Source organism: Rhodococcus sp. NPDC003348 (assembly GCF_053589375.1).
Window position 1 is genome coordinate 146,104 of record NZ_JBSFRT010000005.1, and the last position, 15,018, is coordinate 161,121.

Consider the following 15,018-nt stretch of genomic DNA (forward strand, 5'->3'; position numbering starts at 1 on the left):
CCCTGACCCTCGTCGCCGCTCCGATTGTGGTGCTCGCCGTCTACCTCACCTTGAGTGCGGTGTTCCTGCTCGAACTTCGCAAACGTGAGCGTCACGAGGACGAACCGCCCGTGGACCGTCCGAAACCCGCGCCGCCCGCTCGGAGCCCGCGCCCTCAGCCGTGTCGTGTCCCGAGATCGTGGCGATCGAGGAAGTCCAGCGCCAGGTCCGCGACCTCGCGCCACCCGTTGTCGGCGGTGAGGGAGTGCCCCCGGTCGGGCAGCACCGAGTACTCGGTGGCACCGGTGTTGCGACGCTGAATGTTGTACTGCGACCGGACCAGTGACTCGGGAACGGTCCGGTCCGCACCGCCGGCGACCAGCAGCAGCGGGCCTCGGGCGGTGCGGGTGTCGACCTTGGTGGGGCCGCCCGCGATGTTCGCCAGCGCCGCCTGGAACAGCGGCCGCGCCGGACCCGGGATGGTGTAGGTCTCGAACAGGTGGTCCGACTCCTCCCGCGGCACCGCGCTGGCGTACCCGCGGTGATACGTCTCCGGCGTGTGCGACCACGTCTTCTTCCGCAGGCCCGGTCGGCTCAGGATCGGCAGGACGGTCTGCACCTGCGTGCGCGGCAGCCGCAGCACCCCCTTGAACTGGGCCGGTGCGATCGCGACCGCGCCGCGCACCAGTCCGTCGCCGAGCAGCTTCTGCGCGATCAGCCCGCCGAACGAGTGCCCCACCACGATCGGCTGTGTCGGCATCGCCTCGACGACGGTCCGATAGTGCCGGGCGACCTCCCCGATCCCGACCCCGTTCAGCTCGTCGGGGTTCTCCCTGGTGGCCGCCACGGTGTCGCCGTCGCCGGGCCAGCCGGGGGTGATCGGTACGTACCCCCGGGCGGCGAACAGGTCGCGCCACGGCTGCCAGCTGCTCGAGTGCATCCACAGACCGTGCACGAACACGACGGGAATCGGGTCGGGTTCCATCACGATCTCCTCAGGGGTCTCGGCAATCTGTGCTCCGGCGGGGGATGTCTCGGCAGGACGCTGCGGCGTCAAGCGTAGAGCGCGCGCGGCTATCGTGACGCGATGCGCCTGATCACGATCATCCAGTCCTCCCCGTTCGTGCCGGTGTGGCTGCGGATCCTGTTGCTGCTCGCCGCGGGTGCGCGGGTATGGGGCGCGGGCATCTATGCGGGATGCCACTTCGGTGGCAAGGACATTCGGATGGGGGTGGGGACCTTCGTCAACCGCGGGGTGCTGTTCGACGGGACCGCGCCGATCACGCTCGGCCGGCAGGTGGCTGTCGGGCACGGTGCCAAGTTCATCACCAGTAGCCACGAGATCGGTCCGGAGGACGGGCGCGGGGGCCGGGTGTTCCACCGGCCGATCACCATCGGCGACGGCAGCTGGATCGGCGCGGGCGCGATCGTGCTGCCCGGGGTGACGGTCGGTCCCGGTTGCATCGTTGGGGCGGGTGCCGTCGTCACCCGCGACTGCGAACCCAACGGCCTCTACGCGGGCAACCCGGCGCGGCGGGTGCGGGACCTGCCGGTCGGTGCGTCGCGATCCGGCATCCCGGGGTGACGGGAGCTCGACTCGTCGGTGCGGCCGGATCACGAAGTCTGCTGCCTGAGTCTGGATCGCCGCTCGGAGGATGATGGTCTTCGGGCTCGGCTTGGTTGGTCCCTCGTTCGTTGGAGCGGACCGGTGTGAGGTTTGTCTGGGGCTATTCGTGTGGGGGTTCGCCGGTGACGACGTGGTCGGCGTGGTTCATGCCCTCGCGGACGAGGCGGGTGAGGTGGCCGTCGCGGATGCTGTAGATGACGCGGCGGCCGTCTTTGCGGGTGTCGACCAAACCGGTGAAGCGGAGTTTGGCGAGGTGTTGGCTGACGGCGGTGCGGGAGGCGCCGCAGGCGTCGGTCAGGGCGGTGACGTCGGCGTCGGTTTCGGTGAGGATCCAGAGGATGTGCAGGCGGGTGGGGTCGGAGAGCATCCGGAAGGTGCTCGTCGCGGCGTCGAGGCGCGGCTGATCCGGTGCGGTGGCGTGGGTGAGGCTGGCCACGGTGGTGGCCGGTGTGGCGCCGGTGTTCGTGCTGTCCGCAGCCATCGTTGTCACCTTCCGGCCGTCACCATCTCTGGCACTGCGAGGCCGACGCTTTTCGGCCATGCCCGCGTTGCTGTTGTTGTTGCGAGTGTAGCGATCGCGGTCAGGACCGCTGCGGCGGTGAATTGGCTGGTCTGGGCGCCGACCCATCCTGCGATCGGGTAGGTGAGCATGAAACACGCGTGGGAGAGGGAGAACTGGGCGGTGAACACCGAGGCGCGTGTGTCGAGGGTCGACTCGGCTCGAAGCAGTCGGGCCGAGGGGGTGTTGATCATCGACGTTCCGGCGCCGAGCACGATCCAGAGCACGGTGAGCGCCGCCCACCCCACGCCGGGTGACGGGTCGATGGCCAGGACAGCGGTGACCGCGGCCAACCCGATGGGGAGGATCACGGCACCGGTCAGCATGACGGTCCGGTCGTCGACGCGGGTGAGCAGCCTGGGGATGAGGAGGGCGACGAGCATGGAGCCGCCGCCGTAGCAGCCGAGGGCGAGCGCGACGCCGGTGTTGGTGCCGCCGAGGAGGTCTCGGACGTAGACGACGGTGTTGACGACGACGAGGCCGGTGGCAGCGGCGACGGCGAGGTTCATCGCCAGCAGTCCGCGCAGGACGGGACGGGAGAGCATCACGCGTGCACCGCCGGTGATGCGGTGGACGAGCGGGATCGACCGGTCGGCGGGGATCAGGCGCGGCAGGGATGTCGAGACGACCAGGGCGGCGGAGGCGACGAATCCGGCGACGGTGCCGAGGAAGAGCAGGTTGTAGGAGATCACCGTCAGCAGGGCGGCGGCCAGCACGGGGCTGAGCAGGGATTCGAGGTCGTATGCGAGGCGGGAGAGGGAGAGGCCGTGGGTGTAGTCGTCCTCGTCGTCGAGGATGGAGGGGATCACCGACTGGAACGTCGGGGTGAAGGTCGCCGAGGCCGCTTGCAGCAGGAAGAGCAGCAGGTAGATCTGCCACACCTGCTCGACGAACGGCAACAGCAGCGCGATCGCGGCGCGCACCACATCCGCGGACACGAGGAGCAACTTCCGCGGCACCCGGTCGGTGGCCGCGGTGATCACCGGGGCGACCGCGACGTAGGCGACCATCTTGATCGCCAGCGCCGTCCCGAGCACCGCTCCGGCCTGACTGCCTGCGATGTCGTAGGCCAGCAGTCCGAGTGCGACCGTCAGCAGGCCTGTGCCGACCAGTGCGACGACCTGCGCGGTGAACAGCCGACGGTATTCGCGGTGACGCAGCACGCTCATCAACACGGGACCTCCGGGATCGTTCGACTGTCGAATCGATCCAAAGATATCCTTTATGTGCGCACCTGTGCACCTATGCATGGTCAGGTCTGATCCCGCTGCCGTCGAGACCGGAAGGCCTTCCGTGCGCCAGTCGCCCGGAGGAGGACACACGCCATCGCCGCCGGCATCGACTTCCGACCCGTCGGGGGTGGGCATGCCGCTCGGAAACGGACTCTCGGGGGGAGTGCCGCCGGAGCTTGCTGCCGGCGCTGTGAACGGCAGGCTGAGCGGCCATCGAATGCCGAACGTGCCTATTTGCGGTGAAGCGCCCGGGAAAAGGCGAGAATTGGGAACCAGGGGTCCTGGCCGGAACGAACGAGGGAAGTGAAGTGGGGAAAATTGCGCGGAGTGGGGTTTCCGCCCGAATGAGGGGCTCGCGGTCGCGGCCGCCCCGCCCGGTGGTGTCGAGCGCCGCTCACGCGGGGCGGCGCTCGACACCGACCGCGGCTGCTATCCGAGCAGTTCGCTCACGGTTTCGGCGGAACCGGTGAAGAAGCTCAGCGCCCCGAACAGATCGCTCGTGGCGCCGGCGAAGTCGGCGACGAGGTCGAGGAACGGAACGATCTCGGCGGAACCCATGCGTGCTCTCCTTTTCTTGTGCGGCAATGGCCGCGTAAATACCCGGGGAAGCATCCACTAATTCGAGGTGATTTGTAAACAAGTGTGACGAGAGTCAATTTATTTCCATATTCGCACGTCCGCATACGCGTTCACATATTCGCGAACGTTTATTTCCGAATGTGGAACTCGCAGGCCGACCGGCGACGACGGAGGTTCCGTGCCGCAACGCGGGCGGGGTCGGACGAACCGGCGACGACGGCCCGTGAGGCCAGGATCACCGGGTTTTCTTCTTCCGCTTCTTTCGCTTCTTCCGCGCCTGGGCCCGGGACCCTCGCTTGCGCTTCTCGGCCGAATGCGTGGCCGCATCGCCGCTCTCGGTGACCTGCTCTTCGGGGGCAGGCGCAAGCGAGCGGGCCATCTCCCTCCGCAGGCTCTCCATCAGCTCCGGTGAGCGGAGCAGGAAGTTCGCCTCCTGCAGCGCGGTGTACCGCGCAAGCGAGATGAGTACGGCGCTGTTGCTCTTGCCGGCGATCTCCACCGCGACCGTGTTCTCGTTGACGTCCCGGATGAGCGATGCCAACCGTTTGCGCGCGGACTTCACCGTCGCCACCACCGCCGTCGACTCCATTCGCCGCTGAACTGACTCCGGCATCCTTCCACCACCGAGCGGTGAATCGGACACGGACACGACAATCTCGTCGAACCGGTGTGGGACCGGGGAGGGACGAAGCGTCCGGGCGTGCGACGGGCACCACCGGCCCGGGTGACCACGATTGGTACAACTACCGGTGTGACTCGACCCAGGATCTCTGCCCGCGCGACCGGCATCGTCCTGGGCGCTCTCGCCGACCGAGCCTTCGCCGATCCGGTGCGCCGGCATCCGGTCGCCGGCTTCGGGACGGCCGCGGCGGCCCTCGAGCGGTTCACCCACCGCGACTCGCGTGCGGCCGGGGCGCTGCACACCGGACTTCTCGTCGGTGCCGTCGTCGGTGGCTCGGCGCTCGGGTCTCGCGTGGCGCGCCGGCTCGGCTGGGCGGGGGAGACGGCCGCGGTCGCGGCGGCGACCTGGACCGCGCTCGGCGGCACGTCGCTGACCCGGGTCGGGAACCGGATGGCCGACCGGCTCGCGGCCGACGACCTCGCCGGGGCACGTGAGCTGGTGCCGTCACTGTGCGCCCGGGACCCGCAGTCCCTCGACGCCGACGGCATCGCCCGCGCCACCGTCGAATCGCTCGCCGAGAACACCTCCGACGCGACCGTCGCCCCGCTCGTGTGGGCGGCGGTCGCCGGGGTGCCGGGGGCGCTCGGGTACCGGGCGATCAACACCCTCGACGCGATGATCGGCTACCGGTCGCCGCGGTACCTGCACTTCGGCTGGGCGGCGGCCCGCCTCGACGACGTGGTGAACCTGGTGCCCGCCCGGGTGACCGGACTACTCGCGGTCGCCGCCGCCCCGGTCGTCGGGGGCTCACCGCGGTCGGCGGCGCGCGCGTGGCACCGGGATGCGGGCGCTCACCCGAGCCCGAACGCCGGGGTCGCGGAGGCGTCGATGGCCGGAGCGCTGGGAGTGCGGCTCGGCGGCCGCACCGAATACCCGTACGGCGTCGAGGAACGGCCGACCCTCGGTGACGGCCCGGCCCCGCGAGTCACCGACATCGCGCGGGTCGCGCGGCTGTCGACGGCGGTGCAGGCCGGTGCGGCGCTCGGGTCAGCGGCGCTTGCCGTAGCGGTCGGCGAGCTTCGCCTCCGTCGCCGTCATCGTCTCGGGCTCCGCCGGCGCTGAGCGGCCGAACCGGCGCCGCGGGAGGACGATGTCGTCGTCGTGCTCCGCGGTGTCGGCGGTGGTAACGGTGACCGCGACCGTCCGGGCCGGGTCCTCGGCGGGGGCGGGGACCTCGTCGGCCGGAGCCGCGGGCTCGACGACCGTGCGTTCGCGTTCGCGTCGCCGTTCCCGCAGTTCGGCGCGCACGAAGTAGGCCAACCCGAGCGGCGCCATGACGCCGAACGCGAGCCACTGCAGCCCGTACGACAGGTACGGCCCGGCGTCGAGCTGCGGCAGCGGGATCGGGGTCAGCGACCCGGGCTGGTCGGATGCGAGCTGGAACCAGCCCTCCACGAGCGGCAGACCGACGGCAGCGCCGACCTGCCCGGCGTCGACGTAGTAGACCTGGATGACGCCGTTCTCGGTGAGGGGCTCCTTGCCTGCGATGGTGCCCTCCGACGCGCGGGCACGGGCGGTGACCGTCACCTCTCCGGCCGGGGGCGGGTCGATCGGCGGTGCGAGCGTGCCCTGCACGGGGCGGACGTAGCCGCGGTTGACCAGGATCACCGGGCCGCTGGACAACCGCATCGGCGTGAGCACCTCGTAGGCGGGGTCACCCTCGATGGACCGCAGCCGCACGAGCGCCTCGTGGTCGGGCAGATAGGTGCCGGTCGCGGTGACCTGTCGCCACTCGTCGTCCGCCGGGATCGGGCCCGAGATGGGCAGAATCGACTCGACCGGAACGGGGTCGGCGTCGATCGACTCCTCGATCAGGGTGTTGCGGTGCGAGGTGTTGGTGTTCTTGCCGAGCTGCCACGGCGCCAGCACCGTGAAGCACATGTAGGCGAATCCGGCGACGACGACAGCCAACGCGACCCAGCCCGGACGCAGCAGAAACTTCAGCCTTCCCACGACACCACGGTACTGGGCGTGGATGGAGACCCCGAAATGTGCGTGTGCGGGATCACAGCCGTTCCCGCACCCAGTCCAGCAGTCCCGGAATCGCGGCCTCGATCTGCTCACGCACCAACTCGAAGTCGTCGAGGTCGCCGTAGTACGGGTCCGGCACCGAGTCGCCGTCGGCGTCCGGGTCGAAACTGCGCAGCAGCCTGCGCCGGTCGGTCGGTACGCCCAGGTGCGCGAGCGCCCGCTCGTGGCCGCGGTCGAGAGCGACCACGAGGTCCGCGCCCAGGTGATCGCGTCCGACCTGCGCGGCGCGGTGCCCGGTCGGATACCCGTGCGTCGCGAGCACCTCGGTGGTCCGGTGGTCGGCGTCGTCGCCGACGTGCCAGTCGCCGGTCCCTGCGCTCGACACCCGCACCGCGTCGGCGAGGCCGGCATCGATCAGGTACCCGAGCAGGATCTTCTCCGCCATCGGGGAGCGGCAGATGTTCCCGGTGCACACGAAGGTGACGTGGAGTCGTTCAGCTCGCATGGAGGATCGCCCCCAGATCGGCGACGGTCGCCGCGGACCACGCGGCGTCCGCGGCCTCCGAGTCCGCCCCGTATCCCCAGTGCACGAACACCGTCGGGATGCCCCAGTGCGCGGCGCCGTGCACGTCGTGGACACGGTCGCCGACCATCACCACCCCGGCGGTGCCTCCGGCGACCGGTGCGACGCCGAGTCCGCGCAGCGCGTGCTCGATGACATCCGCCTTCGCCCGCCGGGTGCCGTCCGCGGACGCGCCCGCGATCACCTCGAAATGGTCGGCGAGACCGAAGTGGTCGAGGATGCGGACCGCGAACCGCTCCGACTTCGACGTCGCCACCGCCAGCCGGGTGTCGGTCCGCGACAACGCGGAGAGCAGGTCCGCGATCCCGTCGAACACCTCGTTCTCCGCCCACCCGACGCTGTCGTAGCGGTCGAAGTAGGCGGCCAGCGCCCGGTCCGCGGTCGCGTCGTCGAGACCGACCGTGCGCAAGGTGTCCGCCATCGGCGGGCCGAGGATCAGCCGGGCCAGGTCGCCGTCCGGTTCCGGCGCGCCGACCGACGCCAACGCGTGCCGGAATCCGGACACGATGCCGGGCGCGGAATCGGTGAGGGTGCCGTCGAGGTCGAACAGGGTGATCGCGGGGGAACTCACTCGTCCATCCTGCCTGCCTCGATCGGCGAGCACCGGACCGCCATAGACTGCCGGTCGTGGACACCCCAGCTTCCGGCGGCATCGACCTGCGCCACCACGGCGACGTCGATGCGGTGCCCGGGCTGTCGGACTTCGCCGTCAACGTCCGCGGGGACGGCCCCCCGGACTGGCTCGCGGCCCGCCTCGCCGCGGCGCTGCCGACCCTCGGGCGGTATCCGTCGGCCGACGCGGACCACGCCGCCCGCGCGCAGGTCGCCGCCCGGCACGGCCGGCACCCGGACGAGGTGCTACTGCTGTCCGGCGGCGCGGAGGGGTTCGCGATGCTGCCGCGCCTCGGGTCGCGGCTGGCGGCGCTGATCCACCCGTCGTTCACCGAACCCGAGTGGGCGCTGCGGGAGGCCGGGGTCCCGGTGCACCAGGTGGTGCTGCCGCCGCCGTATCGGCTCGGCGCCGCCGCGGTTCCGGACGACGCGGACCTCGTGGTGCTCGGCAACCCGACCAACCCGACGTCGGTGCTGCACCCGGCGGACGAGGTGCTGGCGCTGCGCCGCCCCGGTCGAATCCTGGTGGTGGACGAGGCGTTCGGAGACGCGGTGCCGGGCGAGCCGGAGTCGCTGGCCGGCCGGTCGTTGCCCGACGTACTGGTGCTGCGGTCACTGACGAAGACCTTCGCGCTCGCCGGGCTGCGCTGCGGCTACGTGCTCGGTCCGCCGGAGTTGCTGGCGCGGCTGCAGGTCGGTCGGGCGCACTGGCCGTTGGGCAGCCTGCAGCTCGAGGCGATCCGGGCGTGCAGCGAACCGGAGGCGGTCGCGTGGTCGGAACGTGAGGCGCGGCTGATCGAGGACGAACGCGCCACGATGGTCGAGATGCTCGGCGCCGCCGGGGTGGACGTCGTCGGGCCGGCGCGGGCCCCGTTCCTGCTGCTCCGGGTTCCCGATGCCGACCTGGTTCGGAAGAAACTGCAGGAGAAGGGGATCGCGGTCCGGCGTTGCGACACTTTCCCCGGACTGGATCCGGACCACATTCGTGTCGCCGTCCGCGCCGCCGCGTCGGCGCACGCCCTGGTGACCGCACTGACGGAGGTTCTGGCATGAGTGTTGTCCTGGCCGAGGTGATCTCGGCGCTCGAGGAGGCGTACCCGCCCGCGCTCGCGGCGAGCTGGGACTCCGTCGGGCTGGTGTGCGGTGACCCCGCCGACCCGGTGAGCCGCGTGATGGTCGCCGTCGACGCGACCGCGGCCGTCGTCGACGAGGCCCTCGCCTGGGGTGCGCAGCTGCTGCTCGTGCACCACCCGCTGCTGCTGCGCGGAGTCGACACCGTCGGCGCGCACACCCCGAAAGGCGCTCTGCTGCACCGGCTGATCCGCGGCGGGTGCGCGCTGTACACCGCGCACACCAACGCCGACTCCGCCGACCCGGGGGTGTCCGACGCGCTCGCGCACGCGCTCGGGCTGACCGTGACCGGCCCGTTGGACCCGGCGCCGTCCGAGCCGCTCGACAAATGGGTGGTGATGGTGCCCGGCACCGACACCGCCGTCGTGCGCGAGGCGCTGTTCGCGGCTGGGGCCGGGCACGTCGGCGACTACAGCTGCTGCAGCTGGACCGTCCCCGGCACCGGCCAGTTCCTGCCCGGCGCCGACGCCAACCCCGCGCTCGGGACCGTCGGACGAGTCGAACGGGTCGCCGAGGACCGGGTGGAGGTCGTCGCGCGGCGAACGCTGCGGTCGCGGGTGCTTGCCGCGTTGCGGTCGGCGCACCCGTACGAGGAGCCGGCGTTCGACGTCCTCGAACTCGCCGACACCGGCTCCGCGCTCGGCATCGGCCGGGTCGGGGAGCTCCCGGAACCCGAGTCGCTGAGGGAGTTCGCTGCGCGTGTGCGCCGCGCGCTGCCGGAGACGGCCTGGGGTGTCCGTGCCGCCGGCGACCCGGACACGGTCGTGCGCACCGTCGCGGTGTGCGGCGGCTCCGGCGACTCCTACCTGGGGGTGGCCCGGGCCCACGGCGTCGACGCCTACGTGACGGCGGACCTGCGGCACCATCCCGCCGACGAACACCTGCGCGGCGGGGGACCGGTCCTCGTCGACGTCGCACACTGGGCCAGCGAGCAGCCCTGGTGCGCGCAGGCCCGCGATCTCCTCGAGACCCGCTTCGGCGGCGGCGACGGCTGGGCCGCCACCGTCTCCACCGTCCGCACCGACCCCTGGACCCTCGGCGGCTGACCCCGCCGCAGACCGGGTGAAGGGCACCTGCGTTCGGGTGAACCGGACAGAGGTGCCCTTCACCCGTTCGGGGAGGGGCTCTGCGGGCGGTACGGTATGCGATACCCACCACCGCCGAACACCAAGCAGGAGCGAAGCCCGCGTGAACGTCGAACCCCGGATCCAGGCCAAGCTGCTCGACCTCGCCGCGGTCGACACCGAGCTGACCCGGATCGCGCACCGCAGGCGCACCCTTCCCGAGCAGGAGGAGGTGCAGCGCCTCGAAGCCGACCGGGTGGGACGCAAGGACGCCGCGGTCGCCGTGCAGATCGTGCTCGACGACCTGGACCGCGACATCGCCAAGCTCGAGGGCGAGGTCGAGGCGGTCCGCAAGCGTGAGGACCGGGACCGGCAGCTGCTCCAGAGCGGTACCGTCGGCGCCAAGCAGCTCACCGAACTCGAGCACGAGCTCGCCAGCCTCACCCGCAGGCAGGAGGCCCTCGAGGAGGACCTGCTCGAGGTGATGGAGCGGCGTGAGGCCACCCAGGCCGACTACGAGCACGCCGGAGGCCAGGTCGACCAGATCGACGACGCCCTCGTCGACGCCGGCCGCCGCCGCGACGACGCGCTCGCCGACCTCGACGCCGCGCAGCAGCGCTGCGAGGCGGACCGGACCGCGCTCGTCGGCGAATTCCCCGAGGACCTGCTCGCCGTGTACGAGCGTCAGCGCTCCGGCGGCGGGGCCGGGGCGGCGTTGCTGCAGGCTCGCCGCTGCGGGGCATGCCGCATCGAGATCGACCGCGGCGAGGTCGCCCGGATCGCGGCCACCGCTCCCGACGTCGTCGTCCGGTGCCCCGAGTGCAGCGCAATCATGGTGCGCACCAAGGAATCCGGTCTGTGACTGCGGCGGATGCTCGTTCCGCGGGCTCCACTCGTGTCATCGTCGAAGCCGACGGGGGATCGCGGGGCAACCCGGGCCCGGCCGGCTACGGCGCCGTCGTCTTCGACGCCGGCCGCGAGCGGGTGCTCGCCGAACGGAACGAGGACATCGGCATCGCGACGAACAACGTCGCCGAGTACAACGGCCTGATCGCCGGGCTGACCGCCGCGGCCGATCTCGGTGCCGACGTCGTCGACGTGCGGATGGACTCCAAGCTCGTCGTCGAACAGATGTCGGGCCGCTGGAAGGTCAAGCATCCGGACATGATTCCGCTCGCGCGGCGCGCAGGGGAGCTGGCCGCGGGGTTCGACGTCGTCACCTACACCTGGATCCCGCGTGCCCAGAACTCGCACGCGGACCGGCTCGCGAACGAGGCGATGGACGGCGCCGCCGGTGTGCCCGCCGACGTCCCCGAGGTGGCGCCGGTGCCCGCGGCGACCGAGAAGACGCCGACCGCTCCCGGCTGGACCGGCGCGGTCGGCAAACCGACCCGCCTGCTGCTGTTGCGGCACGGACAGACCGAGCTGTCGGTGGAGCGGCGGTACTCCGGTCGCGGCAACCCGGAGCTGACCGACGTCGGGCGGGCGCAGGCGGCGGCCGCCGCGACGCGCCTCGGGTCCCGCGGCGGGATCGAGGCGGTGGTGTCGTCGCCGCTCGGCCGGGCCCGGCAGACCGCGCAGGCGGCCGCGGATGCGCTCGGTCTCGAGGTCGTGGTTCACGAGGGTCTGACCGAGACCGACTTCGGCGCGTGGGAGGGTCTGACGTTCCGGGAGGCGAGCGAGCGCGATCCCGACCTGCACCGCCGCTGGCTCGGCGACACGTCGGTGCGTCCGCCGGGCGGGGAGAGCTTCGACGAGGTCCGCGTCCGCGTCGACGCCGTCCGCGACGACCTGACCCGCGAGCATCCCGGCCGGAACGTGCTGGTCGTCTCGCACGTGACGCCGATCAAGACGCTGCTGCAGCTCGCCCTGGACGCCGGACCGGCGCTGCTGTACCGGCTGCACCTGGACCTCGCGTCGCTCTCGATCGCCGAGTTCTACCCCGACGGCGGCGCCTCCGTCCGTCTCGTCAACGACACCTCGCACCTGTAGGCGGCTGCGTCCCCCGCAAGCGGGAGGTGTCCCCAGCCTGTGCGCCTTTCAGGTGGCTCCGGTCACCGGAAAGGCGCACGGGCGCGAAGCGCATTCTTTAGCGGGGGTAACATGTCGCGGGTGACCCCGCTGCTGACCTGCCGACGCTTCGTCGACAACTGTCTGCAGTCGAGCGCCGTCTGTACCCGCTGACCCCGGTCGACGCACACGTCCCGGGACGGCCGCCAGTTCGCCGCGGCCGTCGGATTCCACTCCAATGTCAGCCTCCCCCGCGCACACCTGTGATCCGTGCTGCGCGCCCGCAGAAAGGTCCGTCGAATGTCGGCCCCCTCCAGCGCCCCGACCGGGCGCCGCCTACCCGCGTGGGCAACCTCCTTCGGTACCCAGATCGTGATCGGTCTGGTCGCCGGAGTCCTGATCGGCCTGCTCGCCCGCTCGATGCCCAAAGCGGACGACGGCAACCCGAACTGGCTGGTCGGCACGATCACCACCATCGGGTCCAGCTACGTCGCGCTGCTCACCGTCGCGGTGATCCCGCTCGTGTTCACCGCGATCGTCAGCTCCATCGCGAACCTGCGACAGGTCGCCAACGCCGCGCGCCTGGCCGTGCAGACCCTGCTGTGGTTCGCGATCACCGCGCTGATCGCCGTCGTCATCGGCATCGTCGTCGGCCTGATCGTCCAGCCCGGTGCCAACACCACCGTGGACGCGGCCGCCGCCGCAGCGCCGAAGTCGTCCGGGTCGTGGTGGGCGTTCCTCACCGGCCTCGTCCCGCAGAACTTCCTCGCCCTCGGCGCCAAGACCACCGTCACCGACGGCGTCGCGAGCACGTCGCTGAGCTTCAACGTGCTGCAGCTGCTGGTGATCGCGATCGCGATCGGTGTCGCAGCGCTGAAGGTGGGGGAGAAGGCGCAGCCGTTCCTCGACTTCAACGCGGCGCTGCTGGCGATCGTGCAGAAGGTGCTGTGGTGGATCATCCGCCTGGCCCCGATCGGCACCGCCGCGCTGATCGCGAAGGCCGTCGCAACCTACGGCTGGGACGCACTGGGCCAGCTCGGCTGGTTCACCGCCGCCGTCTACCTGGGCCTGGCCCTGGTGTTCTTCGTGGTCTACCCGGTGCTGATCCGGGTGCACGGGCTGTCGGTGCGCCGGTTCTTCTCCGGGGTGTGGCCTGCCACCCAGCTCGGGTTCGTGTCCCGTTCCTCGATCGGCACCCTGCCGCTGACCGAGCGGGTCACCGAACGCAACCTCGGGGTGCCCCGTGAATACGCGTCTTTCGCGGTGCCGCTCGGCGCGACCACCAAGATGGACGGCTGCGCCGCGATCTACCCGGCGATCGCCGCGATCTTCGTCGCCCAGTTCTACGGTCTCGACCTGACCCTGACGGACTACCTGCTGATCGTCGTCGTCGCGGTGATCGGCTCCGCGGCCACCGCCGGGACCACCGGGGCCACGGTGATGCTCACCCTGACCCTCTCGACGCTCGGGCTGCCGCTCGCCGGTGTCGGCCTGCTGCTGGCGGTCGAACCGATCGTCGACATGGGCCGCACCGCTCTCAACGTCACCGGGCAGGCTCTGGTGCCGACGATCGTCGCGAAGCGCGAGGGCATCCTCGACGGGGAGTTGTACAACGCCGAGCGGAACGGCGACCCGTTCGCGGACGAGGACGCCGCATCCGCGACACCGTCGAGCGACCGGGAACCCGTTCACGCCTGACCGGTGGAGCCGCGAGCGCACCTACAGCAGTTTGCGGAGGGTGCGCAGGTTTCGGTTCGTGGTGGTGGACTTGTACCTCGCCCTGCCGGTGAGCTTGCCGAACGGGCTCGTCAGCGTCTGGCCGCGTTCGACATGCCAGTACAGCACCCCGTCGCCGAGCTGCAGGGCCTCGTCCCCGAGGTCGAGGGCGTCGGCGGCGGCGACCAGGTCGTCGAGCACCGCCGGGTCGGACGAGAGCAGCACGTAGGGATGCCAGCCCTCGCGGTCGGCATCGAACGGGAAGCGCTCGACGATCCTCGCCAGGGTCGGCTGATCCACCAGCACGATCCAGGCCTCGTAGCCGAACCGGTCGCGCAGTGCCGCCTCGATGTCGGACTTGATGCCCGCAGCGTCGGTGCGGTCGGAGTCGAACAGGACGTTGCCCGATGCCAGCACCGTCTTCACCTTCGCGAACCCGGCGCCGGAGATCGTGTCCGACAGGTCGGCCATCTTGATGTTGATCCCGCCGACGTTCACACCCCGCAACAGGGCCACGTACCGTGTCATGCCCAGACCCTAGTGCCGGGTAGTCTGTACGGGCGGACGAGTTGGTCGGGCGGCCGCGGCGAGGGGAACCGTACGCAGCCAGCGTGCAGGCCCGGCGCCGAGGAAAGTCCGGACTCCACAGAGCAGGGCGGTTGCTAACGGCAACCCGGGGTGACCCGCGGGACAGTGCCACAGAAAACAGACCGCCGGCCCATGGCCTTTCGAGGCCATGGCGTCGGTGAGGGTGAAACGGTGCGGTAAGAGCGCACCAGCACCCCGGGTGACCGGGGTGGCTAGGTAAACCCCGCCCGGAGCAAGGTCGAAGGCCGCACCTTCACAGGTGCGGCTGCGCAGGTGTTCGAGGGCTGCTCGCCCGAGCCTGCGGGTGGACCGCTCGAGGTACCCGGCAACGGTGTGCCCAGATGGATGGTCGCCGCCCGGCGTTTCGGCGCCGGGAACAGGATCCGGCTTACAGGCCAACTCGTCCGCCCACACCGGTCCGTCGGCGCGAACGCCCCGACGCATCGATGCCGCCCACGCGAAGAGCGGAGGATTCCGGCGGTGTCGAATGGCGGAGATTCCGGCCGTGCCGAAAACGCGAAAATGCCCCCGTCCGTGGACGAGGGCACTGTCGACGCGGGAAATCTAGACCGGGTTGATCACGAGAAGGGTCGCCCAGTGCTTCGCTTCCTTCTCGCCCAGGTGCGGAAGCAGTGCGTCGAAGAGCAGGTAGGACATCGGCTCCATGGTTGGGGGGTTCTCCGTT

Annotated in this window: 16 protein-coding genes and 1 other RNA gene; 8 read left to right on the plus strand and 9 right to left on the minus strand. The window is 71.0% G+C overall.

Going from position 1 to position 15,018, the window contains the following annotated elements; translation table 11 throughout:
- Window positions 1-154 precede the first annotated feature (154 nt).
- Window positions 155-964 carry an alpha/beta hydrolase gene (locus ACWDU4_RS05260; protein ID WP_450112795.1) on the minus strand — a complete coding sequence of 270 codons (810 nt, stop codon included), beginning with the start codon at window positions 962-964 and terminating at the stop codon, window positions 155-157.
- 102 nt (window positions 965-1,066) lie between these two features.
- Between ACWDU4_RS05260 and ACWDU4_RS05265 the strand changes: the two genes are divergently transcribed.
- On the plus strand, window positions 1,067-1,564 hold the full coding sequence (locus ACWDU4_RS05265; RefSeq protein WP_450112796.1) for an acyltransferase: 498 nt from the start codon (window positions 1,067-1,069) through the stop codon (window positions 1,562-1,564).
- A 142-nt stretch (window positions 1,565-1,706) separates the two neighbouring features.
- Here the strand turns inward: ACWDU4_RS05265 and ACWDU4_RS05270 are convergent, their stop codons facing one another.
- The 4 genes from ACWDU4_RS05270 to ACWDU4_RS05285 all read right to left on the minus strand — a co-directional run bounded on the left by ACWDU4_RS05270 (window position 1,707) and on the right by ACWDU4_RS05285 (window position 4,589).
- Window positions 1,707-2,087 carry an ArsR/SmtB family transcription factor gene (locus tag ACWDU4_RS05270; RefSeq protein WP_450112797.1) on the minus strand — a complete coding sequence of 127 codons (381 nt, stop codon included), beginning with the start codon at window positions 2,085-2,087 and terminating at the stop codon, window positions 1,707-1,709.
- Window positions 2,088-2,092: 5 nt separating this feature from the next.
- Entirely contained in the window at window positions 2,093-3,337 is a 1,245-nt protein-coding gene (locus ACWDU4_RS05275; RefSeq protein ID WP_450112862.1) for an MFS transporter, read from the minus strand.
- 489 nt (window positions 3,338-3,826) lie between these two features.
- On the minus strand, window positions 3,827-3,955 hold the full coding sequence (locus tag ACWDU4_RS05280; RefSeq protein ID WP_450112798.1) for a hypothetical protein: 129 nt from the start codon (window positions 3,953-3,955) through the stop codon (window positions 3,827-3,829).
- Between the two features lie 256 nt (window positions 3,956-4,211).
- Window positions 4,212-4,589: a type II toxin-antitoxin system Phd/YefM family antitoxin gene (locus ACWDU4_RS05285; RefSeq protein WP_450112799.1), complete on the minus strand. Its 378-nt coding sequence runs from the start codon at window positions 4,587-4,589 to the stop codon at window positions 4,212-4,214.
- 138 nt (window positions 4,590-4,727) lie between these two features.
- Between ACWDU4_RS05285 and ACWDU4_RS05290 the strand changes: the two genes are divergently transcribed.
- Window positions 4,728-5,720: a cobalamin biosynthesis protein gene (locus ACWDU4_RS05290; RefSeq protein WP_450112800.1), complete on the plus strand. Its 993-nt coding sequence runs from the start codon at window positions 4,728-4,730 to the stop codon at window positions 5,718-5,720.
- Here ACWDU4_RS05290 and ACWDU4_RS05295 read toward each other — a convergent pair.
- From ACWDU4_RS05295 to ACWDU4_RS05305, 3 genes are read right to left on the minus strand one after another with little or no spacing between them, the layout of a single operon-like run.
- Window positions 5,646-6,611, minus strand: coding sequence for an SURF1 family cytochrome oxidase biogenesis protein (locus tag ACWDU4_RS05295; protein WP_450112801.1), 966 nt, complete (start codon window positions 6,609-6,611; stop codon window positions 5,646-5,648). The genes ACWDU4_RS05290 and ACWDU4_RS05295 overlap by 75 nt on opposite strands.
- Before the next feature lie 52 nt (window positions 6,612-6,663).
- Entirely contained in the window at window positions 6,664-7,134 is a 471-nt protein-coding gene (locus tag ACWDU4_RS05300) for a low molecular weight protein-tyrosine-phosphatase (RefSeq protein ID WP_450112802.1), read from the minus strand.
- Window positions 7,124-7,783: an HAD-IA family hydrolase gene (locus ACWDU4_RS05305; RefSeq protein WP_450112803.1), complete on the minus strand. Its 660-nt coding sequence runs from the start codon at window positions 7,781-7,783 to the stop codon at window positions 7,124-7,126. Before ACWDU4_RS05305 ends, ACWDU4_RS05300 begins: the two co-directional genes overlap by 11 nt.
- Window positions 7,784-7,839: 56 nt before the next feature.
- On the opposite strand from ACWDU4_RS05305, the gene cobC reads away from it, so the two are divergent.
- From cobC to ACWDU4_RS05330, 5 genes are all read left to right on the plus strand, one after another.
- Window positions 7,840-8,877: an Rv2231c family pyridoxal phosphate-dependent protein CobC gene (gene cobC, locus ACWDU4_RS05310; protein WP_450112804.1), complete on the plus strand. Its 1,038-nt coding sequence runs from the start codon at window positions 7,840-7,842 to the stop codon at window positions 8,875-8,877.
- Entirely contained in the window at window positions 8,874-10,001 is a 1,128-nt protein-coding gene (locus tag ACWDU4_RS05315; protein WP_450112805.1) for a Nif3-like dinuclear metal center hexameric protein, read from the plus strand. The genes cobC and ACWDU4_RS05315 overlap by 4 nt, the downstream gene beginning before the upstream one ends.
- A 142-nt stretch (window positions 10,002-10,143) precedes the next feature.
- The gene (locus ACWDU4_RS05320) at window positions 10,144-10,881 is read left to right on the plus strand and encodes a zinc ribbon domain-containing protein (protein WP_450112806.1); all 738 of its coding nucleotides are present in this window, start codon (window positions 10,144-10,146) and stop codon (window positions 10,879-10,881) included.
- Window positions 10,878-12,011: a bifunctional RNase H/acid phosphatase gene (locus tag ACWDU4_RS05325; RefSeq protein ID WP_450112807.1), complete on the plus strand. Its 1,134-nt coding sequence runs from the start codon at window positions 10,878-10,880 to the stop codon at window positions 12,009-12,011. Before ACWDU4_RS05320 ends, ACWDU4_RS05325 begins: the two co-directional genes overlap by 4 nt.
- 318 nt (window positions 12,012-12,329) lie before the next feature.
- Window positions 12,330-13,727: a dicarboxylate/amino acid:cation symporter gene (locus tag ACWDU4_RS05330; protein WP_450112808.1), complete on the plus strand. Its 1,398-nt coding sequence runs from the start codon at window positions 12,330-12,332 to the stop codon at window positions 13,725-13,727.
- Window positions 13,728-13,748: 21 nt separating this feature from the next.
- On the opposite strand, the gene ACWDU4_RS05335 is transcribed toward ACWDU4_RS05330, so the two are convergent.
- Window positions 13,749-14,273 carry a DUF1697 domain-containing protein gene (locus tag ACWDU4_RS05335; protein ID WP_450112809.1) on the minus strand — a complete coding sequence of 175 codons (525 nt, stop codon included), beginning with the start codon at window positions 14,271-14,273 and terminating at the stop codon, window positions 13,749-13,751.
- A 37-nt stretch (window positions 14,274-14,310) separates the two neighbouring features.
- Between ACWDU4_RS05335 and rnpB the strand changes: the two genes are divergently transcribed.
- Window positions 14,311-14,740: RNase P RNA component class A (rnpB, locus tag ACWDU4_RS05340), an RNA gene on the plus strand.
- The last annotated feature ends 278 nt before the right edge of the window (window positions 14,741-15,018 follow it).